We start from the raw sequence: 26,428 nt of genomic DNA on the forward strand, positions 1-26,428 counted from the left end.
TCTCCGACAGGCTCCTCGTCCCGGAGTCGAACAGCCCGTGGAAGCGCCGAAGTTCCTTCCGTCGTTACGGGCCCGAGAGCACGGTCAGCCGCCCTCCGTCACCCTTCACAGGCCGGCAGCATCGGGATGGAGGTGCCGTTCTCGGCGTCGTGTGAGGGCGCTGTGGCGACTTGCCGACGCCGGGCTCGCCCGCGAGCAGCACGACGGCGCCGGGCACCAGGTCCCCGCCGAGGACCCGGTCCAGCTCGTCGACGCCGGTCGAGCGGGCGGTCGCCTGGCGGCCGTCGACCTGTCCGATGGGGACGGCGGCGGAGGCCCGGCGGGCGCGCCGTACTCCTCGACCGTCCCCCGGGCCTGGCACCCGGGGCAACGGCCGAGCCACTCGGCCGTCCGCCGGCCGCACTCGGTGCAGCGGTAGGACGGCCGGTCCTTGGCGGTTCTCGTACGGGCAGCCTCGGGTCTCACCGTGGCGGGGGGCGGTGCCGGGGGGCGGCCGGGGAGGTGGTCCGTTCGGGGCGGCCTCCGGGCGGGCCGTCCTGTCCGGAATCGCCACTCTGATGCGGTCCCGGGAACGCGGCCCAGGACGGCCGGGACGGCCCGGGCGGCGGTACGAGCCCGACGTGGGCCCAGGCGGCGGGCGTCGCGACCCGCCCCCGGGGCGTCCGGGCCAGCAGCCCCTCCCGAACCAGGAACGGCTCGGCGACCTCCTCCACCGTCTCCCGCTCCTCCCCCACGGCGACCGCGAGGGTGGCCAGGCCCACCGGTCCGCCGCCGAACAGCTTCAGCAGGGCGTGCAGCACGGCCCGGTCCAAGCGGTCCAGGCCACGGCCGTCGACCTCGTAGACCCCCAGGGCCGCGGACGCGATCTCTCGGGTGACCACGCCGTCCGCGGTGACCTGGGCGTAGTCCCGCACCCGGCGCAGCAGCCGGTTGGCGATGCGGGGCGTGCCGCGGGAGCGGCCGGCGATCTCGGCGGCGCCCGCGGGCTCGATCTCCACCTCCAGCAGCCGGGCGGAGCGGTGGATGACGCGCTCCAGTTCGGCCGGGTCGTAGAACTCCATGTGGGCGGTGAAGCCGAAGCGGTCGCGCAGCGGCGGGAGCAGCAGGCCGGCCCGGACGGTGGCGCCGACGAGGGTGAACGGCGGCAGCTCGAGGGACATGGCGGTCGCGTCGAGGCCGGTGCCGACGACGATGTCGACGCGGAAGTCCTCCATCGCCAGGTAGAGCATCTCCTCGGCGGGCCGGGACATGCGGTGGATCTCGTCGAGGAAGAGGACCTCGCCCCCGGTGAGCGAGGCCAGGACCGCCGCCAGGGCCCCGGGGTGCTGGATGGCGGGGCCGGAGGTGATGCGCAGCGGGGCTCCCATCTCCGCGGCGATGATCATCGCCAGGGTGGTCTTGCCGAGCCCCGGGGCACCGGAGAGCAGCACGTGGTCGGCGGTGGCGCTCCGCTGCCGCGCGGCCCGGAGGACGAGGTCGAGCTGCTCGCGGACCCGTTCCTGGCCGATGAACCCGTCCAGGATCTTGGGGCGCAACGCCGCCTCGGTGGCCCGGTCCTCGCCGTCGGCGGGGGCTGCGACCGGCCGGTGGACCGGCTCCGCCGCGGTGGGCCGGCCGGCGGCGGTCCTGCCCGGGGTCGGCGTCTCGTCCCGGGGCGTGGCGGCGCCGGGGAACATGGTGCCGTCCCGGTTCACCGGCGTTCGCCTCGCGCCGGGGTGAGGGAGCGGCGGGCTGGTCTTCACGGCCCGGCCGGGGTGCCGTCGAGGAGGACGCGGGGGGCCGGACCGCTCGGGGCCGACGGGGTCGTCCCGGTGAGGCGCCGACCGGTCGTGACCGAATCGAACGGCACGGTGCCGGGGGCGGCCACTCGGTTCGCCGCATCCGCCCGGGGCTCCGCCGCCGGGGTCTCCGGCTTCGCCCCGATGCCCAGTTTCTCCCTGATCTTCTTCTCGATCTCGTCGGCGAGGTCGGGGTGGTCCCTGAGGAAGGTGCGGGCGTTCTCCTTGCCCTGGCCGAGCCGGTCGCCCTCGTACGTGTACCAGGTGCCGGACTTGCGGACGAGGCCTTGCTGGACGCCCAGGTCGATCAGCTCGCCCTCGCGGCTGATGCCCCGGCCGTAGAGGATGTCGAACTCGGCCTGCCTGAACGGCGGGGCGACCTTGTTCTTGGCCACCTTGACGCGGGTGCGGTTGCCGACCGCGTCCGTGCCGTCCTTGAGGGTCTCGATCCGGCGGATGTCCAGACGGACCGAGGCGTAGAACTTCAGGGCGCGGCCGCCGGGTGTGGTCTCCGGCGATCCGAAGATCACGCCGATCTTCTCGCGCAGCTGGTTGATGAAGATCATCGTGGTTCCGGAGTGGCCCATCGCGCCGGCGATCTTCCGGAGCGCCTGGCTCATCAGCCGGGCCTGCAGACCGACGTGCGGGTCGCCCATCTCGCCCTCGATCTCCGCGCGCGGCACCAGCGCGGCGACGGAGTCGACGACGATGAGGTCCAGGGCGCCGGAGTGGATGAGGGTGTCGGCGATCTGCAGGGCCTGTTCGCCGTTGTCCGGCTGGCAGACCAGCAGGGCGTCGGTGTCGACGCCGAGCTTCTTGGCGTACTCGATGTCGAGGCCGTACTCGGCGTCGATGAACGCCGCGGTCCTGCCTGCCTTCTGCGCGTTGGCCATGGCGTGCAGGGCCAGGGTCGTCTTGCCGGAGGACTCCGGGCCGTAGATCTCCACCACGCGGCCGCGCGGCAGGCCGCCGACACCGAGGGCGAGATCCAGGGCGATCGAGCCGGTGGGGATGACCTCGATCGGGGTCCCCGGCTCATCGCCCAGGCGCATCACCGAGCCTGCGCCGAACCGTTTTTCGATCTGGGCGAGGGCGAGCTCGAGCGCTTCCTCGCGGTCCTGTTCCTTCATGGGGTCCGCCTCGGATGGGTGCGGTGTGCGGTCGCGGTCGGCGCGCGGGTGCGCCGACCCGTCAGAAGGGGTCCGTCTCCTCGCGGGGGGCGCGTCCTCCGCCCTCTGCGGGGACCGGTCGCTCGCCGTCGGGCCGGGTGAACAGGTCCTCGGCAGAAGGACGGGGGCCGCCGCGGGAGCCGGCGGGGACGCCGGTGTGCGGGGGTTTGGTGATCGTCACGGAGGTGAACCGCAGCGACGGGCCGATCTCGTCGGCCTCCAGCTCGATGACGGTCCGCCTCTCGCCCTCCCGGGTCTCGTACGTCCGCTGGCGCAGCCGTCCCTGGACGATGACGCGGGTGCCGCGGGTCAGGGACTCGGCGGCGTGCTCCGCCTCCTGCCGCCAGATCGAGCAGCGCAGGAACAGCGTCTCGGCGTCCCGCCATTCGTTGCTCTGCCGGTCGAAGGTGCGGGGCGTGGACGCGACGGTGAAGTGCGCGACCGTGTCGCCGGACGGGGTGAGGCGCAGCTCGGGGTCGTCGGTCAGGTTGCCGACGACGGTGATGACGGTTTCACCGACCATGGCGGTTTTCCTCTCGTGCGGCGGGTGATTCCTCACCCATGCCTGTTCGAGTTCGACGGGCGGCCCCGTACCGGTGGTGAGGGTGCCCGGAGGGGAGGCCGCGGCGCTCCGACCAGGTGTGAGAGGGGTGAGCTGGGCGGCGCGGGTCTCCAGGGGAGTCGCGGTGGCGAGGGGTGGCAGGGCTCCGGTACGGCGGCCTTTCACCGAAGGGGGCGATCATCGGGTTCACCTCGCTTCCCCCTCCTGCCTGGGCCCGGGCTCGGCGAGCCCGGCCGCGAGGAGCCGTGCCTGGTGGGCAGGGGCCCTCCTCAGCGGGGTTCCGAGCCGGGGGACGGTGCAGGGACGGCCCGCGGCGGCCCCGCACCAGGGACAGGGCACGCGGAGGGAGCGGACGCGCGGGTCGCGCTTCGAGCCGGCGAGGCGGGAGGGCGGACCGCCCGGGGCGGCGGGCATGCGCTGGACTCGCTGCCCTGAGGCGATCGCGGTCACCAGCGCGAGGAGTTCCGCACGATAACGGCGCGGGTCGTCGGGGTCGCTGTCCGGGAGTGGCAGCGGGTTGCGGGCGAGCCGCTCCTCCCGGATCGCGCGCACCTCGGCGCGGATGTCGGCGGCGGCGATCCGGGACCGCTGCCTGCCCAGCCGGGTCACAGCCGCCCGCACATCGGCGACGTCCAGGTCTGCGAGCAGCAGGTGCCAGGCGTCCGTCGTGGTGTCCTCCAGGTGCATCGACGGGCACATCGCCGCGACCAGGGCGACGAGCTGGGCCGTCTCGGCCGGCAGCATTCGCTCCTCCCTTCCGCGGGGGAACGTCCCGGCTGACGCCGGTGCGCCGCTTCCCGCCGCATCCGCCGGCTGCTGGTACACGTACAGGACGGCCCCGCAGGCGCACCGCAGCCGCTTGTCGTCCTCGAACGTCCAGCGGCCGCAATCGAGGTGACCGGCTTGGGAGACCAGGAACCACACCGTGCCGAGCGTGTCCCGGTCGGGGTGGGCGACGACGGCGGTCATGGATCCTCGCCGCCCTTGAGGGGGAGCAGACGGTGCAGGTCGAGCGTGCCGGTGCGCAAGGCGCGGGCGATCCGTTCCCGCCCGCCGGGCAGGGGGCGCAGGCTGAACGACCGCGGTTCGGAGACCGACAGCACGCCCAGCCCCGGGATCGCCTCGCCGGTGTACGGGTCGGCGACCGGATCGAGGCAGGTCAGCCGGTCGAGGAACTGCCGCTGCCAGCTGGGGCGCACCCGGACCAGCGTCTCCACCTCGCCGGGGTGGTTGTCGGCCACCCAGGCGGTGAAGGCCTCTTCGTCGGCGACCACGACCGTCGGTTTGGGGTCGACGAGGGTGAGGGTGGCGACCGGTGTGTCGTCCGGCAGGGCCACCCGGACCGACTTCAGGTTCAGCTCGGCGCGGGCCGCGCGCAACTCCTCGAGGACCTCGCGGCGCTCGGTCTGGTACTCGGCGTCGACGGCGTCGCGCAGCACCCGGAGCACGGCGACCCGGGTGGCGTGCTCCTTGAGGCTCATGCGGACTTGTCCTTCCGCTCGGTCCCGTTCTCCCGCCTGGTCCCGGCCCCGGACTCGACGTCCTCGGCGACCCTGTTCCTCGCCGCCGCGGTGCCGTGGCGCACTATCAGCTGGCCGAGCGTGCGGGTCTCCCCGGTGTCGTCCAGGACGGCGGCGCCCAGCAGGTTGTGCCGACGGGCCTCCTCGTACAGGGCGCGCAGCTCCTCGTGGCTGGCGCCCGGCGCGGTGGCCGCCGTGACGTAGTCGGAGACGGAGAGGGCGGGCTTGCCGGCCTCCAGCCAGTCGAGGACGGCCTCGGCGAACTCCGGGCCCGGCCTGTGGAGCACCGTCCCGGACAGCGGCTTCGCCCGGGACTTGGAGATCACCAGGGTGTTCTCGTGGTCGAGATCGCCGACGATGTCGAATTCGTACTCGATGCCCTCCCGCTGCTCGGGCTTGAGCCCGATCTTGCGCGGCACCTTGCGGCCGCGCTCGTCGGCCTCCACGACGTACTCGGTCTTGGTGCGCATGGTGACGATGAGGTGACCGGGGTAGGCGAGCAGGGCGTCGATCATCGCCCGCTCCTGGGGGCGGGCCTCCTTCCAGCCGGCGAAGCTGCCGCCCGCCCCGAGGCGCTTGGCCGCGTTGTCGACCTGCTCCAGCATCCCGCCGGTGCCGGACCAGAAGTGACTCAGGGAATCGACGATCATGACGTCGTAGCCCTCGTGGGCAGCCACCGCGAGCGCGTCGACGAGGGTGGTGGGCTGGAACGTCGTGAGCGGGAGGGTGTCGAAGGCGAACTCGTCGGCGTACTTGGCGGCGCTGCCGTGCTCGGTGTCGATCAGGGCGACCCGCTCGCCGAGCCCGGCGGCGGTGACCAGGGCGGTATAGGTCTTGCCCGACCCGGTGGGGCCGGCGAGCGCGATGCGGGCCTTGGCCTGTTCCTTGGTGGCGGTGGTGAAGGTGAGGTTCACGCCGTTCTCCTGGCGTCTGCGACGGCGGTTCCGGGTGGGCCTGGCCGGTAGGGGACGCGGTCCTCGTCCGGCAGGACGTGCTCCCGCGCGGCCGCCGCTCGGATCGAATGTGCATTCGAATTACTGTCTGCACCCACGGTAGGCGCACAAGAGGGAACAATCCACCCTTTTCCGCAAGGAAAATACCGCAAAGGGGGGAAATGTCGGCAAGGGGGCGTACAATTCCCCCCGCACACATGCGGGTGTCGGACGCCTCCGGCCTCAGTCGGCGTCGACGGCCGGCCGCTCGCCCTCCCCCCGCGGCCGGGTCCGCGGCGAGGGGCAGGGACAAGGCGGCGGGGTGCCGCCCCAGGCCGGGCACCACGCCCGAGGGGGCACCAGTCACACAGCCGACTCGGGCGCGGGAGCCCGCCGCCCGTCCGCGCCGCCTGCCCGATCGCGTCCCACAGCGCCGACAGCTTGCAGGTCCAGACTCCCTGAAGCGTGTTGCAGAAGGCTTCGGTCAGGGCGTTTTCCCTGTATGGGCGGGGTGCTGGTTCCTCAGGCTGTCCGTCAAGCCGCGAGGGCGGTGGGCGGCGTGAGCTCGTAGCACCCCTCGACCAGGGCATCGAGATTCGCCACGCGCATGCGGGGAGCCGGGCGGCAACGCTGCGCGCTGCCGTCGTACGGCCGCTCGATCTCGTCCATGGCGGTACCGCGGACCTTTCTCCCGTTTCGCCGGAGCGTAGGGAGAATCGGCGACCACACCCAGGAGGACCTTGAGCGGCTCGATCAGCCCAGGAAGCTCAACCACACCTGACGGTCGGGGTTGTCCTTGTTGGTGTCCACCAACCTCCGCTGAGCCAACCCTCAGCGTAGCCATGAAGGTTGTCGATGCGGGAGCTTCGATCCTGAACGTCCTGAACACCGACCGACCGGTCCTTGACGTCCAGCTCCGCTCCAGCGCGGGCCGGCCACGGCCACGCAAGAGCTTCGCCCCCCGTGCCGCGCCTGGAGGCCCCCTGGGCCGACCGGCGGACAGCCGGTGATCGTCGACGGCAACCGTCTGACGGACGGCTCGGCCCTGATCCGCTTCCCCACCGGCTCCGCCCACGCCGCGATCACCAGCGTCCACGTCTTCGACGGCGAGAACCGCCTCGTCGCCAACGACAGACCCTCGCTGTCCCCCTCGCGCTGGGGGATGCGCCGCTCCAGCCTTACGAGCCACCCCGAATCCGCTGGGGTGTGGGCGTCACCCTGGGCGACCGCTTCACCGGCACGACGGACGCCCAGAACACGAGGGAGATCGGCGCGGCGCGGGTGGACTTCTTCCCGTGGGAGCTGCTGAGCGCACCCCGCCCCCGCGCGGATCGTGCTCTCAGGTCGAGGAGTCATGGGCGACGAGGTGGAGGAAACGGTCCGACAGAGCGTGCAGCCACTCGGTCCGTTCCGTGGCGATCTCCTTCAGTCGTGCACTGTCGCTGCGGGCTACGAGATGGCCCATGTAGCGCTCGTTGAAGCGGGCGTACTCCTGGTGCAGGGTACGCAGCGCCCGCGCCACCGTGCGCTCAGGTGCGCCGACGAGCCGCGCGAGCGGGGTGGCGTGTTGCTTCCATCGGCCTTCGACGGCCTGGCGGAGCCGACCGTCGAGGTCGCCGGCCCGCCCGATGGCCTTCAGCAGTTCGCCCGGTTCGAGGCCCAGGGCGTCCGCAAGCAGCAGGGCCTGCCGGTCGGTTCCGCTCCAGCGGTGGTCGCTCTCGGCGCGGGCGTAGTCGTGCACGTCCATGCCGATGCGCAGGGCCAGCCGCTCGGCGCTGAACTGCCGGGCCAGGCGATGCTCGCGAAGAGATCTCGGCTTCAGGTCCATGAGCACCGGCACAGGGCACCACAACGCGCTGGCCAGCGCGAAGAGTTCGACCTCCGAAGGTGCCACCGCCCCCGACTCCCAGGACACGAGGGCCTCCACCGGGCGGTACAACCCCAACTGCGCCATGCCGACGACGACCTGTTCATGAGTCAGGCCGATACGGAGACGGGCGGCCCGGGCCTGGGCGGGAGAGAACGGAGGGGTGGGCATGTGCAGATCACCTCAGTGAGCGGCTCCGCGGAACGCCGGGCTCGGCGGAGCGGGAAGGGGGTCAGCGGGCCGTAGCGGTCTGCGCACCCGTCCCGTCGTCGTACGCGGCGAGGCCGTCCCAGTCGATGTCCTTTCGCTTCCGGCGACTCTCGAAGACGTGGAAGAACAGGTTCAACAGGACCGCCGTCAGCGTGCCGAGCGTGATTCCGCTGCCCAGGACGGCCCGCACCTCGGCCGGCATGCGCTCGAAGAAGGGCGCGACGGCCGTCGGGAGCATCGCGGTGCCGAGACTGACGGCCAGGATGATGGCATTGCGTTCCTCCCGCAGGTCGACCTTGCCGAGGATCTGAATGCCGACGGTGGCGACCATGCCGAACATCGCGACGGCCGCCGCGCCGAGCACGGGGTGGGGGACGGAGGCCACCAAGGCTCCGGCCTTCGGCACCAGGCCGAGAAGGATCATGAAGACGCCGGCCGCGACGACGACGAACCGGCTGGTGACGCGGGAGATGCGCACCAGACCGATGTTCTCCGCGAACGCCACGTACGGGAAGGAGTTGAGCACCCCGCCCAGCACGGTGGCGACGCCGTCGGCGCGCAGCGCGCGGCTGACCGTGTCACCGTCGACCCTCCGTCCGGTGATCTCGCCCATGGCGTACACGTCTCCCGTGGTCTCCACCATGGTGATGAGCATGACGACGACCATCGCCAGCATGGGGAAGACCGAGAAGTGCGGCAGACCGTAGTGGAAGGGAGTGCTGACGCCGAGCCAGTCCGCCTGGTCGACCGCCCCGAGGTCGACGTCGCCGAGCAGCCAGGCGACGGCGGTTCCTCCCACCAGTCCGAGCAGGATCGCGACGCTGCGCAGGGGCGGACCGCCGAACCGCATCACCAGCAGGATGAACAAGAGGGTTCCACCCGCGTACGCGAGGTTGACCGGGTCCCCGTAGTGGGGCCCGTCCATGAGCGCCGAGCCGCCGCCGACGTCCCGGAGCGCCACCGGGATGAGGACGATGCCGATGACCGTGAGGAGGGTGCCGGTGACGATCGGGGGAAAGTACGTGGTCAGCCGCCCGGCGAAAGGGGCGATGAGGAAGGCCGCGACTCCACCCGTGATCACGGCGCCGTACACCACGAGAAGACCGGCGGTGCCGCCGCCCGCACCCTGTCCGATGGCGATCATGGGCGAGACCGCGGTGAAGGTCGCGCCCTGAACGAGCGGTAGCCGGGCTCCGACCCGCCAGAAACCCCACGCCTGGATGATGGTGGCGATCCCGGCAGTGACCAGGTCGGCGTTGATGAGGTAGACGAGCTCCTGCCCGGAAAGGCCGAGGCTGCTGCCGAGGATCACCGGTACGAGCACCGCACCGGCGTAGAAGGCCAGGACGTGCTGGAATCCGTAGAGCGCGAGGGTGGGGAGTGGAAGTACCTCGTCCACCGGGTGCGGGGTGGTGAGGGATCGTCGGCGCGAGGCCTGTGGTGCCATCTCTGCCTTGCCTTGAGGGTAGGTGAATGAGAGGGAGCGCGACGCCGGGTCGCGCAGAGAGCCTCGAAGGAGGGGTCCGGGCGGCCGCGCGGATCAGGCGGTTCACCGGCTGGCGACACGGGGTTACCGGTCCGGCCAGGCGTCCAGACATGGAGGCGTGAGGGAGCCGGGGCGAAGGGCCCGGGCCAGGCACAGATCCTTGCGGATGGGCAGGGCGTCACGCAAGGCAGCAGGCCATGGTTTTTTAACCAAAACCCCTCAGTAACTTATGAATCCATGGACATCGACCACGTCGAGTGCGGATTTCGTTGCCTCTCGCCGGCCCAGGGTTGACGCGCCCCTCGGTCGCAGCACCCCTGCGCGCGCACCCTTGACGAGAAGGGGGCAGCCTCGCACCCTGGAACCCAAATCGATTTGTCTCCCGTCCAGAGCCGGATCCTCCTCTCTGGCTGGACTCGCGGTCCTGGCCCTCGCCCTGACCGGCCTGGTCGCCCAGCACCTCGGCGGCGCCCGCACCCGACGCCTCGGCACTTCCCACGGCCGTCGCGCGGTACGGTACCTCCACCGTGAAGCTGAGACTCGACGGCGAGTCCAGCACCCGGTCGACACCGACCGGCCTGGTGCTCGTCCTCGACGAGTCCGGCAGCGACGGCACCGAGTGGGCCCAGCTGAAGGACTTCGTCAAGAGCGTGGTCAACGGCGTGGCGGCCCACGGGCTGTTGACCCACGGCGGCAGGGTCGGCGTCGTCGGCTTCGCCGACGGCGTGACACCGCCCGTCAGCGCGCTCAGCGGTGACAAGGACGCCGTCCTGAACGCCATCGACACCAACCCGAAGCGAACACCGGCACTTGCGTCGCCTGCGGTCCGGCGGAGGCCAACAGCGTCATGGGGCCCGACGACCCCGCCCGCAACCAGCTGGTGATCGTCATCACCGACGGCCAGCCGACCAGCGGACCACCACCGAGGCTGCCGGGGTGAGCTCTCCGGTGGGCAGCACGCACCAGTACGCGGCCGCGGCCATCTACGACATCGCCGTCACCGTCACGGACGACGACGGCGGGTCCGACACCCAGCACTGCGGCTTCGTCGTCGTGTACGACCCCAACGGCGGGTTCGTGACCGGCGGCGGCTGGATCACCTCGCCGGCCGGCGCCTGTCCGGCCGACCCGGGGGCCACCGGGCGCGCGAACTTCGGCTTCGTGTCGAAGTACAAGCAGGGCGCGAGCGTGCCCACCGGCAGCACGGAGTTCCAGTTCGAGGCCGGGAACCTGAACTTCCACTCCGCCGACTACCAGTGGCTGGTCGTCGCCGGTGACAAGGCCCTCTACAAGGGCACGGGGACCGTCAACGGCAGCGCCGGGCACGCGTTCACGCTCTCCGCCACCGACGGCACTCCGGACACCTTCCGGATGAGGATGTGGAAGACCGCGGACGACACGCTCGTCTACGACAACCGGATCGGCTCGGCGCCCGACGCCAACCCGACGACCGCCCTCGCCGGAGGGTCGACCGTGATCCACAAGGGCTGACGCCCCACGCCGTGCCGCCGACCCGCCCGCGAGGAACGGCCCGGCGGCACGGCCATGCGGACCCACCCTTCGCCACGGTGGCCAAGGCCCACGCGCCGGGCGGTCGGCTGGTGCGGCCGCAGATACCGCCTACAGTCATGCGGCAGCGAGCCGCTAACCGAGAAAAGACAACCGCACCTGCCGCTCCGGGTTGTCCTTGTTGGTGTCCGCCAACCTCCGGTAGGACAACCCCGGCCCTACCGCCGCAGCAAACGGCCTCAACCCCAGGTGCAGCCTGGCATCGGACCGGCCGGCCGCGCAGAAGGCGCCCGGGCGAGCCATGAACAGCTTGGATTCGTTGAAATATCGCCTCTACGCGGTCGACGTGCTGGTCGGCAAGACCACAAGCGAGGGCGCCTTCCCGGCCAAGTACCAGGTCACCGACCTGTCCCTGTCCATCAGCCGAAAGCAGCAGCCCCCCTGCCGCCCGGCCCGTGCACCCGATCCCGACGGGGGACCAGCGCGCAGGGCCGGGCCATCCCGGCCGGTTGACGCAAAGCGGCCGTACATGCCGGTGGCCCCGGTCCCTCCGGGGAAGGACGCGGGGCCACCGGCCGTCGGCGGATCGTGGTCCCGGCGCGGGTTACTTGGGCATGAGGACGGTGTCGACGATGTAGACGTTGGCGTTGGCCGTCTTGACGTTGCCGCAGACGACCTTGGAGGTGTCGTTGACGGTGTAGTCCTCGCCGGAGCCCTTCGTGGTGATCATGCCCTTCTGCAGGGTCTCGAAGCTGCCGTTCTCCAGCTGCTTGGGGGTGAGCCTCTGGCCGACGACGTGGTAGGTGAGGATCTTGGTGAGGGTGGCCTTGTCGGCGAGGACCTTGTCGAGGTCGGCCTTCGGGATCTTGGCGAAGGCGTCGTTCGTCGGCGCGAAGACCGTGATGTCCTCCGCGTTGTTGAGGGTGTCGACGAGGCCGGCCTTCTTCACGGCGGTGACCAGGGTGGACAGGGCCGGGTTGTTGGACGCGGCGGTGGCCACCGGGTCCTTGGCCATGCCGTCGAAGGAGCCCGCGCCCTCCTTCGGTACCCCGGCGCAGGCCGGGCCGAAGGGCTGGTCGTCGGTCATCGGCGCCTCGGAGGGCGTGCTCGTCTGCGTCTTCGCCTCGTCTCGGGCGGCCGCGGTGGGGGCGGCCTTGGTGTCGCCGCCGGAGTCGGAACACGCGGCCAGGGAGAAGGGAAGCACGGTGGCCGCGGCGACGGCGATCGCGGTGCGGCGGATCTTGATGCTGTTCATGATCTTTTACTCCTTGAAGGGCTTCTGTTCGCGTGTTGCGTGGGTGGTCGTGCTGCCCGGTGCGGCCTTCGGCCGCCCGGTGGTCTAGGTGACGGTGACGAACACGCCGTGCCAGCCGCTGGCCCCGTCGGGGATGGTGCGGGTGCGTTGTTCGGTCTGGATCCGTCCGGTGCCGTCGGTGGCGCGGACGGTGAGCGTGTGGCCGCCGGGGGTGGCGTCCCAGCGGTAGGACCACTGCCGCCAGGTGTCCGTGCCGGCCTGGGCCGCGAGGTCGGCGTCCTGCCACGGGCCGTCGTCGACGCGTATCTGGACGCGGGTGATGCCGCGGCGTTGCGCCCAGGCGACGCCGGCGACCGTGACGGTGCCGGCGGCCGGGCGGGCGAACGGCTTGGGGGTGTCGATGCGGCACTGGGTCTTGATCGGCGCCCGGCGGGCCCACCCGCGCTTCACCCAGTACGGGTCGTAGGCGTCGAAGGTGGTCAGCTCGATGTCGGTGATCCACTTGCAGGCCGACACGTACCCGTACAGACCGGGCACGAGCATGCGGACGGGGAAGCCGTGGTCGAAGGGCAGCGGCTCTCCGCTCATGCCGACGGCGAGCATGGCGTCGCGGCCGTCCATGACGTCCTCGACCGGGGAGCCGAGTGTCATCCCGTCCACCGACCGCGCCACCAGCTGGTCCGCCGTGCCGCCCTGGGAAGGCGTCCGGACGCCTGCTTCCCGCAGGAGGTCCGCGAGGGGGACACCGAGCCAGCGGGCATTGCCGACGTACGGGCCGCCGACCTCGTTCGAGACACAGGTGAGCGTGATGTCGCGCTCGATGAGGGGACGGGTCAGGAGCTGGTCGAAGGTGTAGGTGCGCGGGCGGGTGACGCCCTTGCCGTGGATCCGCAGCTGCCAGGTTCCGGCATCGACCCTGGGAACCGTCAGGGCGGTGTCGACGCGGTAGAAGTCGCGGTTGGGGGTGGTGAAGACGGTGATGCCGGGGACCTTCAGCTGAACGCCTGCGGGCACGGCGGGGGCGGGGGAAGCGGGCTTGGGCAGGACCAGGCTCTCGCGGGAGGCGACAGCGCCCTGGCCTTGCCGGCCGGTGAAGAACCGTCCCAGTGCACCGGCCGAGGTGGCCGCCACGGCGGTCACACCGGCGGCGGTCAGAAAGCCGCGCCTGCTCCACCCGCCGGCGCCGTCCACACGGACCCCGTCGGCGGGGTCCGGCGCAGATACGGCTCTGAACACCAGGATGTACAGGGCGAAAGCACCCACCAGCGCTCCGGCGATCGAGGGGAGCACGTCGCCGATGCCGGTGGAGTCGGGCCGGCTGAGGGCGGCTGTCGCTCCGACCAGTCCGAACAGCAGCACGCCCGCGGCGCCCGCCCGCCGATGCGACAGGGCGAGGATGCCCAGGGCGATGGCGATGAGGGCAAGAACCGCAAGGATCCCGAGCTGCAGGACGACCTTGTCGTTCTCTCCGAACGTCCGGATCGCGAAGTCCTTCACCGCGGCCGGAGTCCGGTCGATCACCGCGCCCCCGACCACGGTCACCGGTCCTGCCGCAGGTCGGACCAGTCCGGCCACGAGCTCGGCCACGGCCAAGGCCGTGAAACCGGCCAGGAGTCCGGCCAGGGCGCCAAGTGCGGCGCGGACGAGTTTGCTGCGGAAGCTGCTCACACCCGGCATTCGGCGGCCCCCGCCCGGCGGATTGGTCTGGCCCCCGAAAGAGTGAAGCGCTCGCCCGTGTTGCCATCAGGGCACGGGCACGACGGCTGCGGAGCGGTCCGCGTCACCGGCGTACTCGGTCCTGCAGGCGCCAGGGCGGGAGAGGCCTCCGGGAAGGCGGCTGGGCCACCAGGTGCGGGGACCGAGGCCGAGGATGAGGGTGGGGACGAGGAAGAGGCGAAGGATCTACGCCTTCCCTCGGGCCGGAAGGGCCGTGGTGGCCGCCGCACCAGGGGGCGCGGCGATCCGGTCGCGTACATCGGCTGCCCGAGGAGCGGGAGCGACGACGACCAGGGAGCCGGCGGTTCCGGCCGGGAAACGGCGCGCCAGGACGCCGCGCCCGGCAACAGGAGAAGCACGGGCGGGCAGGGTTGGCGGAGAGGGCCCCGGTCTACGACAGCAACGGAGCGCAGCCGGCCCCCGCGGCGAGCAGGACCAGGCAGCCGAGTCGTACCCGGCGGGGCCGGAGTCCGACCGACCGGGAGGTTTTCGCCCGCCGGCCGCCCGTGCCCCGTGCGGCACGGGAGCGCAAGGCCCGGTGCCGCACAGGACAGGAACGGCCGGCAAGAAGGTCAGTGACACCGCGGCGCAGCAGGCCGTGGCGATTGACCGCCGGCCCCATAGCCTGCTCTGCGGGAAGGTCGCTGGACGTGGGGGTCATCATGGCGCAGGCGATGGTCGCGGCGCCGGCCGGGACCGGTGGTGCGGTGGCCCGACACGCGGCTGTCATCGCCCGTGCGGTGTCCGGTTGTCCGACGGCTCCTTCGCGGCACCGGGCGGCCGGCAGAAGGGCGTGCTCGGTCCTCGCGCCGATGACCGGAACGAACACGATGCCCTGCCCACGTGCTGTCGTCGAAGACCTTGTGCTCATCGTCTCCGAACCGGTCACCGATGCGGTCACGCACGCCGAGGGGTCCTGCGCACTCACGGTCAGTATGGAAGAGGGCCGGGCAGGCATTGCGGTCAGCGACGGGGCCGCCGACTTGCCCGACCGCCAAGACCTCGCGGCCACGTCCGCCGAAAGCGGACGTGGCCTGAAGATCGTCCGAGCGCTGGGGCCCCGGCCTCTTCGTCGGCCCCTCGGACGGCGGCAAGCAGATCGTCGAGGTCCTCACCCGGTAGCCCGCGCGGAGGCGGGAGGTGCTGCGGGTGGCTGTGCCGAAAGCCACCCGCAGCCGACCCGTCCGGCCTGGGACGTGCTCAGCGCGTGTCGCCGGGCCGGAGGGTCACCGGTCCGCGCCGCCCCGTCTTGCAGGCGGCGGACCGGGGTCCTTCCCCGCGGCGGTCGGTCAGGCGTTGATGCAGGTGTTACCGAAGGACGGGTTCAGCAGCCCGATGACGCTGACGGTGTTGCCGCAGGCGTTGACCGGAACGTGGACGGGCAGCTGGATGAGGTTGCCCGAGCCCACGCCCGGCGAGTACGCGGCCACGCCCTGTGCGCCCGCGTCGGCAGACGCCACCGACCCTCCGGCCACCACCACCGCGCCGGCCGCCAGGGCCACGGCCAGACCTCGTCGCACACGAACCATGTTCTTTGACCTCCTGTGAGGACGGCCGGCCGCGCGGAAGTCCCGCGCGGCCGGTGAGGAATCTCCCGTGAACGCTTTCGGGCTCCCTCACACGCCGTCTTCGCGGCCGCTCTCCAGTCGGCTTGGCCTCACGCCCGCTCTTCCCTCGAAGGGGTTAGCCGCAGGTGGATCGGGTGACGAAAAGTCCTCCCATCCGCAGGCCCGTCCGCTACGAAGAACAGACGACACAGGTACAGATTTCCAAGACCGGTCCGTCCCCCGGAGCGGACCGGTCCCGCACGAGCGATGACACAAGGAGCGGCATGCGATGGACGCCCCGCCCCCCGACGGCCGACCCAGACCGTCCCTTCGCCTTTTCCCCACGGGCGGAGCGGCGAAGGTGAACCAACCGATCCCCTTCAGCGACAGCCGTCCCGCCGACACCGCCCGCGATGTCCTCACCGACGTCATGCAGCGGGTCGCCCGTGGCGACAAACAAGCGTTCTCCGCCCTCTACGACGCCCTCGCCCCCCTGGTCTTCGGCATCGTGCTCAAGGTCGTGCGCGACCGGGCCCAGTCGGAGGAGGTCGCCCAGGAGGTCATGATCGACCTGTGGCGTCAGGCCGCCCGCTACCGTCCCGACGCCGGGGCGGTCACCTCGTGGGCCGCGACCATCGCCCACCGGCGTGCCGTGGACCGGGTCCGCTCCGTCCAGGCGGCCTCCGACCGCGAGCAGGCCCAGGCAGCCCGTGAGCACACCACCGCGTTCGACGAGGTCGCCGAGCAGGTCGAGACCCGGCTGGAGTCCGAGCAGGTCCGCCGCTGCATGCGCGGCCTGACCGAACTGCAGCGGCAAGCGGTGACCCTGGCCTACTACCAGGGATTGACCTACCGTGAAGTCGCCGAAGCCCTGCGCACGCCTCTTCCCACCATCAAGACACGCATGCGCGACGGGCTCATCCGGCTCCGCGACTGCATGGGGGTGACCACATGAAACACGACGCGACCGACGCCCACACCCTCGCCGCCGCCCATGCCCTCGGCGCACTCGACGACGACGAGCGCACGTACTTCGAAGACCACCTCCGGACGTGCGAGGCCTGCCGGCAGGAAGCCACCGAGTTCGAGGCCACCACGGCGCGTCTCGCCGCTGCCGTCTCGTACACGCCCCCAGCGGCAGCCAAGGCACAGGTCATGGCCGCCATCGACGGCGTACGCCAACTGCCCCCGCGTGTTCCAGCCCCCAGCACGGCGCCCGTCCTCCGTGGCTTCCTGCGGCGCCGGGCCGCGTCCTTGGCGCTGGCTGCCTGCGTGGCCGCGGCCGCACTGGGTGGGGTCGCGGTCTGGCGGACGCAGGACGGACAGGACCTCGAACGGCAGGCCCGTCAGGCCCAACAGCGGCTCGACGAGGTCAGCGCCGTCCTGGCGGCTCCGGATGCCCGCACCATCCACGGCAAGGCCGCCAACGGGGCCCTGACCACGGTCGTCGCCTCCGACCGGCAGAACAAGGCCGTCTTCACCGCCGCCAACCTGCCCGCCCCGGGAACGGGCAAGACCTACCAGCTGTGGCTCGACCACGACGGCACGATGCGTCCGGCCGGACTGATCGACCACGACGGCACGGTGATCCTCACCGGGAACCCGGCCGACGCCGCCGGCGTCGGTCTCACCCTCGAACCCACCGGAGGATCCCCCCAGCCCACGACCGACCCCCTGCTGCTGATGGCCCTGCCTGCCTGACCGGCCGCCCACACCGACAGTCCGAGGTCCCTCATGTACAGCACCCCGCAGTCGAGGGACGTCATCGGCGACTTCCGCCTGCCCGGCGGGCACCTGGACGGCGACGCCTTCCACCGGCGCGGCCACACAGCGTGCGAGCAGCGCGGCAAGCCCCTCGTCCATCTCCCCCTCCACCCCGGCGACGACGCCCCCGTGTGCACCGCGCGGCCTTGCTCGTACTCCGGCGGGCTGGACTTGCTCCGGTCCGCCGGCGTCACCGTGCGGGGCGTCGGTCCCCAAGGACCCGACGGTCGGGAACAGTTCGCCCGCAACCGCGGCCTGCGCCCGCTCCTGGGGTCCGGCGAGGGGCGCACGGTGGCGAAGTCCTTCGGATCACCGCGCCCCTGATCGGTCTGCACCGAGCCGTCCTCGTCATCGGCCGGCATGGGCGCCTCTACTGGAAACACGTCACCGCCGTCGGCGCCGCCTACCCGCCGCCGCGGCCTTCGACGTCACCACCGCCCTGCAAGGAGTCCTGCCCGACTGCACCCGTGCCCCCCCCCAGCGCACCGCCGGAAGCCTCGGCACGTACGTCCTCCGCTCCAGCCCGGGACCGACGGGCCGCCCGGGCGGCGGGGCGGCGGTCCCGGGCACTGCCGGCCACCGCCTCTCCGCGATGTCCGGCTCGAGGATCAGTCCCAATCCGCCGGGCCGCCCGCTGCGAAGTACGGGTGAAACGCAGCAACCGGGCGGCGTGTCGAGTGGTGGGAGCGGGTTGTGACGGAACACCGGAAAGCGGCGGTGGTGGGTGCCGGGGTGGCGGGCCTGACGGCCGCCTACGTCCTGGCGTCCTCGTACGAGGTCACCCTGTACGAGGCGGACGGGCGGCTCGGTGGCCACGCCCACACCCGCGAGCTTCCCGGCCCCGGTGGGCAGGCTCTCGCCGTGGACTCGGGGTTCATCGTCCACAATGAGCGCACCTACCCCACCCTGCTGCGCCTTTTCCAGGAGCTGGAGATCGGCACGCAGGACGCCGAGATGAGCATGTCGGTGCGGTGCGACGGGTGCGGTCTGGAGTACGCGGGCGCCCGGGGCGCGGCGGGGCTGTTCGCCTCCCGTCCGACGCTGCGGGCCCGGTACCTCCGGCTCCTGACAGAGGTACCAGTCTTCCACCGAAGTGCCCGGCGGCTGCTGGCGCGCGGGGCTCATGCGGGTGTCACCTTCGGGGACTTCCTGCGCGAGGGCGGCTTCTCCCCGTACTTCGTCAGCCACTTCGCCCTGCCGCTCGTCGCCGCCGTCTGGTCCTGCCCGGCCCGCACCGCTCTGTCGTACCCGGCTGCCTATCTGTTCACCTTCCTGCACCACCACGGCCTGCTGTCGATCACCGGCTCCCCGCAGTGGAAGACCGTCACCGACGGCTCCTCCGCCTACGTCACCGCCGCCGCCAAACGCGTCCACCGCATCCGCACCTCCAGCCCGGTGCACGCCGTCAGGCGCCACAGCGGGGGCGCCCTCGTCACCACCGGCGACGGCGCCACCGATGCGTACGACGCCGTCGTCATCGCCACCCACCCGGACCGGGCGCTCCGCATGCTCGCGGACCCCACCGCAGACGAAACGCGGCTTCTGGGATCCTTCACGTACTCGCGCAACACCACGGTGCTGCACACCGACACCTCCCTCCTCCCCCGCTCCCCCAGGGCCCGCGCGAGCTGGAACTACCGCATGACCGGCTGCGAGCCCTCCGCCGCGCCCGTACGCGTCAGCTACGACATGGAACGCCTCCAGCGCCTTCCGGCCGGCTCCGGCTACGTCGTCACCCTGGGTGGTGACGACGGCGTCGCCGCGGACCGGGTGGTGGAGCGGATGGTCTACGAGCACCCGGTGTACACCCCCGCCTCGGTCGCGGCGCAGAAGGAACTGCCCCGTCTCAACACGGGCGTGACCGCGTACGCCGGGGCCTGGCACGGCTGGGGATTTCACGAGGACGGCTGCCGTTCCGGCGTGGAGGCCGCCCGCTCCTTGGGGGTGAGCTGGTGACCCGGACCGACGCCACTGCCACGCTCACGGCGGCCGGGACACCGGCGCTGTACAAGTGCGTGATCACGCACGTCCGCCGCACGCCCCTGCGCCATGCTCTGCGGCACCGCACCTACCTGTGGTGCGTGGACCTCGACCGGCTGCCGGTGCTGCCCCGGCCACTGCGTCCTCTCGCCCGTTTCGACGCCCGCGACCACTTCGACGGAGCCACCGGGTCCATCCGTGCCGGACTCGACGCCTTCCTCGCCGCCCGCGGCATCGATCTGGAGGGCGGGCACGTGGTGATGCTGGCGCACGCCCGGGTGTTCGGGTTCGTCTTCAACCCGCTCAGCGTGTTCTGGTGCCACGACTCCTCCGGCGCCCTGGTGTGCGTCGTCGCGGAGGTCCACAACACCTACGGGCAGCGGCACTGCTACCTGCTGCGGACGGACGAGGCCGGTGAGGCGGAGGTGGACAAGTCGTTCTACGTCTCGCCGTTCTTCGCGGTCGAAGGCCGCTATCGGATGCGGCTGCCGCTGCCCGGCGAACGGCTCGGTCTGACCGTCCGGCTGGAGCACGACGGCGACCGGGCGTTCACCGCAGTGGTCCGGGGCATCCGTCGCCCCGCGAACGTGCCCGCCCTGCTGTCCGCATCCGTGCGCAGGCCCTGGTCCACCGCCGCGGTCTGGGCCGGCATCCGCCGCCACGGTATCCACCTGCTGCTACGCGGTCTGCCCGTGCACCCCCGTCCCCGTTCCACCCCGCAGAAAGGCATGCTGCCGTGACCCGTCCCGCCCTCATCTCCCAGGGCCGCTCCCGACCCACCGACCGAGGAGTCGGGATCCCCCCGCAGACGCCGGACACGAGTCCCTCGGTCACCGCGCCCGCCGTTCGCCGCGCGGACGTCGACGCCGACCACTGGCCGGACGTGGCCCGGCTGCCGTCGGCGGCACCCGCCCGCACCGCCATCGCCAGGCACTTCGTGAGCCGGGCCCTGGACCGGCTGGCCCTGACCGGGCCCGCAACCGGCGCCCGCCCATCAGCCGCCAACCCGCACCTGACGCTCCACGACCCGGGCGCCTTCCACCGCCGGATCGGCCGCCACGGGCTGATCGGCTTCGGCGAGTCCTACATGGCCGGCGAATGGGACAGCGACGACCTGGCCGGCGTCCTGACCGTCCTTGCGGGCCACGTCGACGGTCTGGTCCCCGCTCCGCTGCGCAGGCTCCGCAGCCTGTGGGTCTCCGCCCGCCCCACCGCCGACCGGAACACCCGTGCCGGTGCACGCGACAACATCCGGCGCCACTACGACCTGTCCAACGACCTGTTCTCCGCTTTCCTCGACCCCACCCTCACCTACTCCTCCGCCGTCTTCACCGCCTTCCCCGTCCGCTTCGAGTCCCTCGCCTCCGCGCAGCACCGCAAGATCGACCGGCTCCTGGACCTCGCCGGCGTCGGCAAGGGCACACGGCTGCTGGAGATCGGCACCGGTTGGGGCGAACTCGCCCTGCGGGCCGCCGCGCGCGGCGCGCGGGTCACCACCCTGACCCTCTCCGCCGAGCAGGCCGCCCTGGCCCGCGAGCGGATCGCGGCCGCCGGGCTCGCCGGCCGGGTCGACGTCCAACTGCGCGACTACCGCGACATCGAGGGCCGCCACGACGCCGTGATCAGCGTCGAGATGATCGAAGCGGTCGGCGCCGACTACTGGCCCTCCTACTTCACGGCCCTGCGCCGCGCGCTCGCCCCCGGCGGCCGGATCGCCCTACAGGCCATCACCATGGGCCACCGGCAGATGCTCCACACCGCCGCCACCCATACCTTCATCAGCAAGTACGTCTTCCCCGGCGGACTGATCCCCTCCCGAGAAGCCATCGCCGAGCACTCCGCCGCCGCCGGGCTGACCACCACCGCCGACAACGGCTACGGCGACCACTACGCCGAGACACTGCGCCTGTGGCGGGAACGGTTCACCGCCCACCGCCCCGCCGTCACCGGCCTCGGCTTCGACCCGGTCTTCCAGCGCATGTGGGAGTTCTACCTCGCCTACTCGGAAGCCGGATTCCGCTCCCGCTACCTCGACGTCCGCCAGCTCCTCCTCACCGAAGGGACCCCCCGATGAAGCCCGCCGCCGACCGTCTCGCGCAACTCCTCGGTCACTTCCTCCCGGGGCCGCTCCCGGTGCGCCTGCGGGCCTGGGACGACAGCCAGGCAGGCCCGCCGGACGCACCCCTGGTCGTGCTCCGCTCGCCCGACGCCCTGCGCCGCCTGGTGTGGCAGCCGGGCGAGCTCGGCCTTGCCGAGGCCTACGTCACCGGTGACCTGGACGTCGAGGGCGACCTGGCCGACGCCCTCTCCCAGGCCGGCCGAAACGTCCGTGACCGGCCCTCGGCACGTCCCGGACCGGCGGGCATGGCCGCGGCCACCGCCCTGGCGGTACGCCTCGGTGTCGTCGGTCCACCCCCGAAGCGCCCCGACGGGCGGGCGCGACTGACCGGTGGTCTGCACAGCGTCTCGCGGGACCGTGCGGGGATCAGCCACCACTACGACCTCTCCAACGACTTCTACGCCCTCCTCCTCGACGAATCGATGGCGTACTCCTGCGCCTACTGGACCCGGCCCGATGATCCCGCGTACACGCTGGCCGACGCGCAGCGCGACAAACTCGACCTGATCTGCCGCAAGCTCGGCCTGGGTCCTGGAGACCGGCTGCTCGACGTCGGCTGTGGCTGGGGGTCTCTCACCGTCCATGCGGCGCGCGAACACAAGGCTCGCGTCACCGCCGTCACTCTCTCCCGCTCCCAGCACGAGTTCGTCACCGCGCGGGCCGTCCGCGAGGGAGTGGCCGACCTCGTGGACGTCCAGCTGCGGCACTGGCGGGACATCGACGACGGCGGCTACGACGCCGCGGCCGCCGTCGAGATGGGCGAACACGTCGGCGACGCCGAGTACCCCGCCTTCGCCGCCAAGCTGCACGACGCACTGCGCCCCGAGGGCCGCCTCCTGATCCAGCAGATGTCCCGCGGCGCCCACGCGCCCGGCGGAGGCGCCTTCATCGAGGCCTACATCGCCCCCGACATGCACATGCGCCCGGTCGGCCGCACCGTGGACCTGTTGGAGACCGCGGGCCTGGAGACCCGCTCCGTCGAATCGCTCCGCGAGCACTACACGACCACCATCGACGCCTGGCGCTCCACCCTCGAACAGCGCTGGAGCGACGTCGAGGACCTCGTCGGAACGACCACCGCCCGGGTCTGGCGCCTCTACCTGGCAGGGGCGTCGCTCGCGTTCGCCGAACGCCGCATGGGCGTCGACCAGATCCTCGCCGTCCGCCCCACCCGCGAAGGAGCGTCGGCGATGCCGGCCACCCCCACCGCCTGGTACGTCCCGGCGACCGCATCGTGAACGGCACCGACTGGGGCACCCTCACCGTCAACCTCGCAGCCTGCGCTGCCACGGCGGCGGCGGTGCTCCTCGCCACCTTCGCCGTCGCCGTACCCCGCGGGCTGCACCGGATCGTCGACATCGCCTGGGGTCTTGCCTTCAGTGCCGTCGCCGCCGTCACCTGGCTGCTGTCCGCCGACCGCGGCGACGACGGCCGCCGCCTGCTCGTCGCCGCGGCGACGATCGTCTGGGGGCTACGCCTGGCGGGTCACATCGCACGGCGCTCCCGCGGCCACGGCGAGGATCCCCGCTACACCGCTCTCCTCGGCAAGGCCCCCGGCAACCGGACCCTCTACGCGCTGCGCACCGTCTACCTCGGCCAGGCGGCCCTCGTCTGGCTGATCTCCCTGCCTGTCCAAATGGCCTCTTACAGCTCCGCGCCCCTGGGCCCCCTGGCCTTCTGCGGGATCGCGGTGTGGGCGCTCGGGCTCACCTTCGAGGCCGTCGGCGACCGCCAACTGGCGCGGTTCAAGGAAGACCCGGCCCACCGCGGCCGGATCATGGACCAGGGCCTGTGGGCCTGGACACGTCACCCCAACTACTTCGGTGACAGCCTCGTGTGGTGGGGCCTGTACCTGCTCGCCTGCACCGCATGGCAGCCGGCCCTGGCCGTCCTCATCTCCCCTGTCCTGATGACCCTGCTGCTCACCGTCGGCAGCGGCAAACGCCTCTTGGAGAAACACATGGCCGACCGTCCCGGGTACCCCGCATACGCCGCCCGTACCAGCGGCTTCCTCCCGCGACCGCCCCGACGGAACGCTCCACGGTCCGGGAGGTAGCCAGTGCCCAGGTCAGCGGCGAACGCGCGTCGGGTGCCACGACCGGCTCTGCTGCCCCTCTTCACCGGATCGCCGCCGTCCCGGGCGAAGGCGGCGGTCCTCGTCCTGCACGGCGGCCGGGCGGACGACTTGGGGCCACTTCCCCCGGTGAACCTGCCCGCGTGGCGGATGCGGCCCTTCGCCACCGCGATCGCGCGCACCACAGCGCACGAGGGAGTCATCGTCGCCCACGTCCGCTACCAGTACCGCGGCTGGAACGGCCATCACGCTCACCCGGTGACCGACACGCGCCGGGCCCTGGACGAACTGCGGGCGCTCACCGGCTCCGTACCCGTCGTCATGGTCGGCCACTCTCTCGGCGGACGGGCCGCGCTGCGCGCCGCGGGCGACCCCGATGTCAAGGGCGTCGTCGCACTCGCCCCCTGGTGTCCGCCGGGCGAGCCCACGGCGCACCTGCACGACCGTACGGTCGTCGCGCTCCACGACGAGGCCGACCGGGTCACTTCCGCCGCGGACACCTGGGCTTTCCTCGCCCGCGCCCGCACCGCAGGGGCCCGCGTTGCAGGCATCGCGATGCCCAGAGGCGGCCACGCCATGATCCGTGACGCCCGCCAGTGGCACCGCTTCACAGCAGGAGCGGCGGCGGCTCTCCTCGGACTCGCTCCCTTCCCCGAAGCACCGACGGACAGCGCGGAAGTGTTCGCCCGTCCTGGCGGCCCTGGAGACCGCCCCTGACTGTCGCACCCGTCCGCAGGCCGCGATCGCCCTGTGAGAGCGCACGGGTTCCGTCTTCCGCACCTGAGCCATACCCTTGAGTAACTTGCTGTGCCCGTAGGGCATCGCCATCGACGAGAGACGAGACATGCCCCCTTCCACGACATCCGCCCGACTGCTCAGCGGCATGCTGATCGGTGCCGGAGTGGCACACTTCGCCGCTCCCCGGCAGTTCGACGCCATCGTGCCCCGAAGCCTGCCCGGCTCCCCCCGGACATGGACCCACCTGAGCGGTGTCGCGGAGATCGCCGTCGGCGCGGCGATCGCCGCCCCGCGCACACGACGCGCGGGCGCGCTGGCCGCGGCCGGACTGTTCACCGCCGTGTTCCCGGCGAACGTGAAGATGGCATACGACTGGCGCCACCGCCCCGCCCCGCTCCGGGCGGCGGCACTGGCCAGACTCCCCCTCCAGGCGCCGCTCGTGCTCTGGGCGTTGAGCGTCCGCCGGGCCGGGCGACCCGACAGCTGACTGATTACCCGCGCACTCCGGCAGGACGACACCCACGACCCTCTCTCCCGAAACTCGAGCGGCGGGGCGGCGCGAGCGGGCGAGGCCGGAGACCGCAGCCCGGACACGGCGCCCACCGCGACCAGGCGCCTCGCCTCGTGGTCATCTCCCGGACCGCTGGCAAGCGCCACCTCTCAGCCCCAAGCACGGCGCACCGCAGATCCTCAGGCCGTTCCGGAAGCGGGGGCTTCGGACCGTCAGATGGATCCGGGTGTGCGGCCGACGAGGCACGAGGAGAACCTCGACAGGAGGGAGCACCACGGCGGACATGCGTGCCAGTACGCCGCCAGAGTTCGTCCCGCGGACGATCTGGAGGTGAGGGAGAGGTCCAGAATCCGTCCGCGGCGCGTCATACGGCAGCGGGACCGCATCCCCCCGGAATGGGGGAGCAACCGGCCTGGACGACCCTGCGGACGGCCCTGTCGTCCAGCGCACGTCCGGGGCCACGAGGCGTGGACGCGAGGTGCCCGTCAGGGCAGCTGCGCCATCAGCGGGCCCAACGCATTCAAGTGCGCGCGACGTCATGGCCCGCCGTCCGGACCTCCCTCGTACCGGGTCGAGGTGTGCCCGGTTCGCTCGTGGCTCAGGTGCTGACGGAGATGACGCCGAGGGGTTCGGTGGTCGGTTGGGCGGAACCACCGGCGGGTTCGACGGTGATACCGACGGCGACCGCGTTGCCCAGAGGGCCTTCGAGGACACGTGTCGCACGGTCGCCGGTGTCGTCCGGAAGGCCCGCGGGGCGCACGTCCCGGCCACCGCAGTCCGGCCCAGTTGGTGCGGCCGCTGATCCCGCCTACAGTCATGCGGCAGTGAGCCGCTAGCCGAGGAACGACAAGCGGACCTGACGGTCGGGGTTGTCCTTGTTGGTGTCCACCAGACACACCGACTGCCAGGTGCCCAGCGCCAGTTCACCACCGATCACGGGGATCGTCGCATGGGGCGGGACGATGGCCGGCATCACGTGGTCACGGCCGTGCCCCGGGCTTCCATGGCGGTGCTGCCAACGTTCGTCCGCGGGGAGGAGATGGTGCAGGGCGGCCAGAAGATCGGTGTCGCTGCCCGCACCCGTTTCGATCAACGCCACACCCATGGTCGCGTGCGGTGCGAAGACGTTCAGGAGCCCGTCTCTGCCCTGCGCCACCTCGGCCAGGAAAGAGGAGCACTCCCGGGTCAGGTCGTAGACGGTTTCCGCTGCCCCGGTGGTGATGTCAAGGGTGCGGGTCTGGAATTCGTGGCTCATGCCCCCATGGTGGGCGGACGGAGCGCCCCGCTCAAACTTCACACGCAGACGCCCCGGCAGGTGCTGACACACGCCGGGGGCCGGGAACGCGGGAACACGGGAACGCTTCCCGCGGGAGCAAAGGATCTCGAGCTCCGACCATCGGGAAAAGCCCTTCCTGTCCTCCGCCGGGAGGGCTTCCCCCTCAAAGGTGACGTGGTCCGCCGAACACGTCGCTCAGGGCTTCAGCCCTGCACTGGCCCCCAGGGGGAAGGTGCCGCCCCTGGCGTCACTGGTCCAGGCCCTCCGGTTCACGGAGTACGGCGTCCGCCCTGTCACGGGATGCCTTCAGCCCGACCGGTCCGGCATGCGCCCCGCCCCCACGCGCTCACGCGGTCGACCCGGAGCACTTCCGTCACACGCCCCGGGGGCCGCTGAGCCGGTTCGCCGGGGCCGT

General features: G+C 72.0%; 27 protein-coding genes and 1 pseudogene. 12 read left to right on the forward strand and 16 right to left on the reverse strand.

All coding sequences use genetic code 11. The features are described from left to right. Positions 1–166: 166 nt before the first annotated feature. The 10 genes and pseudogenes from BLW86_RS04235 to BLW86_RS04275 all read right to left on the reverse strand — a co-directional run. Positions 167–465, reverse strand: a pseudogene (locus BLW86_RS04235) (DNA repair protein RadA); the annotation flags it as partial. Further along, positions 462–1,694: a Holliday junction branch migration DNA helicase RuvB gene (gene ruvB, locus BLW86_RS04240; protein ID WP_256341200.1), complete on the reverse strand. Its 1,233-nt coding sequence runs from the start codon at positions 1,692–1,694 to the stop codon at positions 462–464. The pseudogene BLW86_RS04235 and the gene ruvB, both read right to left, overlap by 4 nt. A 44-nt stretch (positions 1,695–1,738) precedes the next feature. Continuing rightward, positions 1,739–2,908: a recombinase RecA gene (recA, locus tag BLW86_RS04245; protein ID WP_093872758.1), complete on the reverse strand. Its 1,170-nt coding sequence runs from the start codon at positions 2,906–2,908 to the stop codon at positions 1,739–1,741. Between the two features lie 61 nt (positions 2,909–2,969). Further along, complete coding sequence (locus BLW86_RS04250) at positions 2,970–3,470, reverse strand: single-stranded DNA-binding protein (protein ID WP_093872759.1); 501 nt, start codon at positions 3,468–3,470, stop codon at positions 2,970–2,972. Between the two features lie 225 nt (positions 3,471–3,695). Then, on the reverse strand, positions 3,696–4,478 hold the full coding sequence (locus BLW86_RS04255) for a zinc finger domain-containing protein (protein ID WP_093872760.1): 783 nt from the start codon (positions 4,476–4,478) through the stop codon (positions 3,696–3,698). Continuing rightward, positions 4,475–4,990, reverse strand: a complete 516-nt coding sequence (locus BLW86_RS04260; protein ID WP_093872761.1) for a hypothetical protein — start codon at positions 4,988–4,990, stop codon at positions 4,475–4,477. Before BLW86_RS04260 ends, BLW86_RS04255 begins: the two co-directional genes overlap by 4 nt. Beyond that, on the reverse strand, positions 4,987–5,943 hold the full coding sequence (locus BLW86_RS04265; RefSeq protein ID WP_093872762.1) for an ATP-binding protein: 957 nt from the start codon (positions 5,941–5,943) through the stop codon (positions 4,987–4,989). Before BLW86_RS04265 ends, BLW86_RS04260 begins: the two co-directional genes overlap by 4 nt. Positions 5,944–6,495: 552 nt before the next feature. Beyond that, positions 6,496–6,630 (reverse strand): hypothetical protein, encoded by a 135-nt coding sequence (locus BLW86_RS42925; protein WP_256341752.1) that lies wholly within the window; start codon positions 6,628–6,630, stop codon positions 6,496–6,498. A gap of 670 nt (positions 6,631–7,300) precedes the next feature. After that, positions 7,301–7,999: a transcriptional regulator gene (locus tag BLW86_RS04270; RefSeq protein WP_093872763.1), complete on the reverse strand. Its 699-nt coding sequence runs from the start codon at positions 7,997–7,999 to the stop codon at positions 7,301–7,303. A 61-nt stretch (positions 8,000–8,060) separates the two neighbouring features. Then, positions 8,061–9,485: a nucleobase:cation symporter-2 family protein gene (locus BLW86_RS04275; RefSeq protein WP_093872764.1), complete on the reverse strand. Its 1,425-nt coding sequence runs from the start codon at positions 9,483–9,485 to the stop codon at positions 8,061–8,063. A gap of 566 nt (positions 9,486–10,051) precedes the next feature. On the opposite strand from BLW86_RS04275, the gene BLW86_RS04280 reads away from it, so the two are divergent. Continuing rightward, positions 10,052–10,408 carry a vWA domain-containing protein gene (locus BLW86_RS04280; protein ID WP_093872765.1) on the forward strand — a complete coding sequence of 119 codons (357 nt, stop codon included), beginning with the start codon at positions 10,052–10,054 and terminating at the stop codon, positions 10,406–10,408. A 52-nt stretch (positions 10,409–10,460) separates the two neighbouring features. After that, positions 10,461–11,015, forward strand: coding sequence for a hypothetical protein (locus BLW86_RS04285; RefSeq protein ID WP_143060218.1), 555 nt, complete (start codon positions 10,461–10,463; stop codon positions 11,013–11,015). Positions 11,016–11,637: 622 nt separating this feature from the next. On the opposite strand, the gene BLW86_RS04290 is transcribed toward BLW86_RS04285, so the two are convergent. From BLW86_RS04290 to BLW86_RS04300, 4 genes are all read right to left on the reverse strand, one after another. Beyond that, a complete protein-coding gene (locus BLW86_RS04290) occupies positions 11,638–12,288 on the reverse strand; it encodes a fasciclin domain-containing protein (RefSeq protein WP_093872767.1) in 651 nt (216 codons plus the stop codon). Positions 12,289–12,372: 84 nt separating this feature from the next. After that, positions 12,373–13,965 carry a molybdopterin-dependent oxidoreductase gene (locus BLW86_RS04295; RefSeq protein ID WP_093872768.1) on the reverse strand — a complete coding sequence of 531 codons (1,593 nt, stop codon included), beginning with the start codon at positions 13,963–13,965 and terminating at the stop codon, positions 12,373–12,375. A 430-nt stretch (positions 13,966–14,395) separates the two neighbouring features. Then, positions 14,396–14,962 carry an MMPL family transporter gene (locus BLW86_RS43955; RefSeq protein WP_107466041.1) on the reverse strand — a complete coding sequence of 189 codons (567 nt, stop codon included), beginning with the start codon at positions 14,960–14,962 and terminating at the stop codon, positions 14,396–14,398. A gap of 331 nt (positions 14,963–15,293) precedes the next feature. Further along, positions 15,294–15,533, reverse strand: coding sequence for a chaplin (locus BLW86_RS04300; protein WP_093872769.1), 240 nt, complete (start codon positions 15,531–15,533; stop codon positions 15,294–15,296). A gap of 307 nt (positions 15,534–15,840) precedes the next feature. On the opposite strand from BLW86_RS04300, the gene sigK reads away from it, so the two are divergent. From sigK to BLW86_RS04350, 10 genes are all read left to right on the forward strand, one after another. After that, positions 15,841–16,506 (forward strand): ECF RNA polymerase sigma factor SigK, encoded by a 666-nt coding sequence (gene sigK / locus BLW86_RS04305; protein WP_256341201.1) that lies wholly within the window; start codon positions 15,841–15,843, stop codon positions 16,504–16,506. Then, positions 16,503–17,252 carry an anti-sigma factor gene (locus tag BLW86_RS04310; RefSeq protein ID WP_093872770.1) on the forward strand — a complete coding sequence of 250 codons (750 nt, stop codon included), beginning with the start codon at positions 16,503–16,505 and terminating at the stop codon, positions 17,250–17,252. Before sigK ends, BLW86_RS04310 begins: the two co-directional genes overlap by 4 nt. A 33-nt stretch (positions 17,253–17,285) precedes the next feature. Further along, on the forward strand, positions 17,286–17,639 hold the full coding sequence (locus BLW86_RS04315) for a redoxin domain-containing protein (RefSeq protein ID WP_093872771.1): 354 nt from the start codon (positions 17,286–17,288) through the stop codon (positions 17,637–17,639). A 369-nt stretch (positions 17,640–18,008) separates the two neighbouring features. Further along, the gene (locus BLW86_RS04320) at positions 18,009–19,271 is read left to right on the forward strand and encodes an NAD(P)/FAD-dependent oxidoreductase (protein ID WP_256341202.1); all 1,263 of its coding nucleotides are present in this window, start codon (positions 18,009–18,011) and stop codon (positions 19,269–19,271) included. Next, a complete protein-coding gene (locus BLW86_RS04325) occupies positions 19,265–20,035 on the forward strand; it encodes a DUF1365 domain-containing protein (RefSeq protein WP_093872772.1) in 771 nt (256 codons plus the stop codon). Before BLW86_RS04320 ends, BLW86_RS04325 begins: the two co-directional genes overlap by 7 nt. A 56-nt stretch (positions 20,036–20,091) precedes the next feature. Further along, positions 20,092–21,369 carry a class I SAM-dependent methyltransferase gene (locus BLW86_RS04330; protein ID WP_093878490.1) on the forward strand — a complete coding sequence of 426 codons (1,278 nt, stop codon included), beginning with the start codon at positions 20,092–20,094 and terminating at the stop codon, positions 21,367–21,369. Further along, complete coding sequence (locus BLW86_RS04335; protein WP_093872773.1) at positions 21,366–22,652, forward strand: SAM-dependent methyltransferase; 1,287 nt, start codon at positions 21,366–21,368, stop codon at positions 22,650–22,652. Before BLW86_RS04330 ends, BLW86_RS04335 begins: the two co-directional genes overlap by 4 nt. Then, complete coding sequence (locus BLW86_RS04340) at positions 22,649–23,470, forward strand: DUF1295 domain-containing protein (protein WP_093872774.1); 822 nt, start codon at positions 22,649–22,651, stop codon at positions 23,468–23,470. Before BLW86_RS04335 ends, BLW86_RS04340 begins: the two co-directional genes overlap by 4 nt. Before the next feature lie 33 nt (positions 23,471–23,503). Beyond that, a complete protein-coding gene (locus BLW86_RS04345) occupies positions 23,504–24,205 on the forward strand; it encodes an alpha/beta hydrolase (protein WP_177181552.1) in 702 nt (233 codons plus the stop codon). Positions 24,206–24,332: 127 nt separating this feature from the next. After that, positions 24,333–24,713 (forward strand): DoxX family protein, encoded by a 381-nt coding sequence (locus BLW86_RS04350; protein WP_086824280.1) that lies wholly within the window; start codon positions 24,333–24,335, stop codon positions 24,711–24,713. Positions 24,714–25,335: 622 nt separating this feature from the next. Here the strand turns inward: BLW86_RS04350 and BLW86_RS43960 are convergent. Then, on the reverse strand, positions 25,336–25,497 hold the full coding sequence (locus BLW86_RS43960; protein ID WP_371129444.1) for an anti-sigma factor: 162 nt from the start codon (positions 25,495–25,497) through the stop codon (positions 25,336–25,338). A gap of 72 nt (positions 25,498–25,569) precedes the next feature. Further along, positions 25,570–25,992: a YjbQ family protein gene (locus tag BLW86_RS04355; protein WP_093872775.1), complete on the reverse strand. Its 423-nt coding sequence runs from the start codon at positions 25,990–25,992 to the stop codon at positions 25,570–25,572. Positions 25,993–26,428: the final 436 nt, after the last annotated feature.

The organism is Streptomyces sp. TLI_105 (genome assembly GCF_900105415.1).
Taxonomy (GTDB): Bacteria; Actinomycetota; Actinomycetes; order Streptomycetales; family Streptomycetaceae; genus Streptomyces.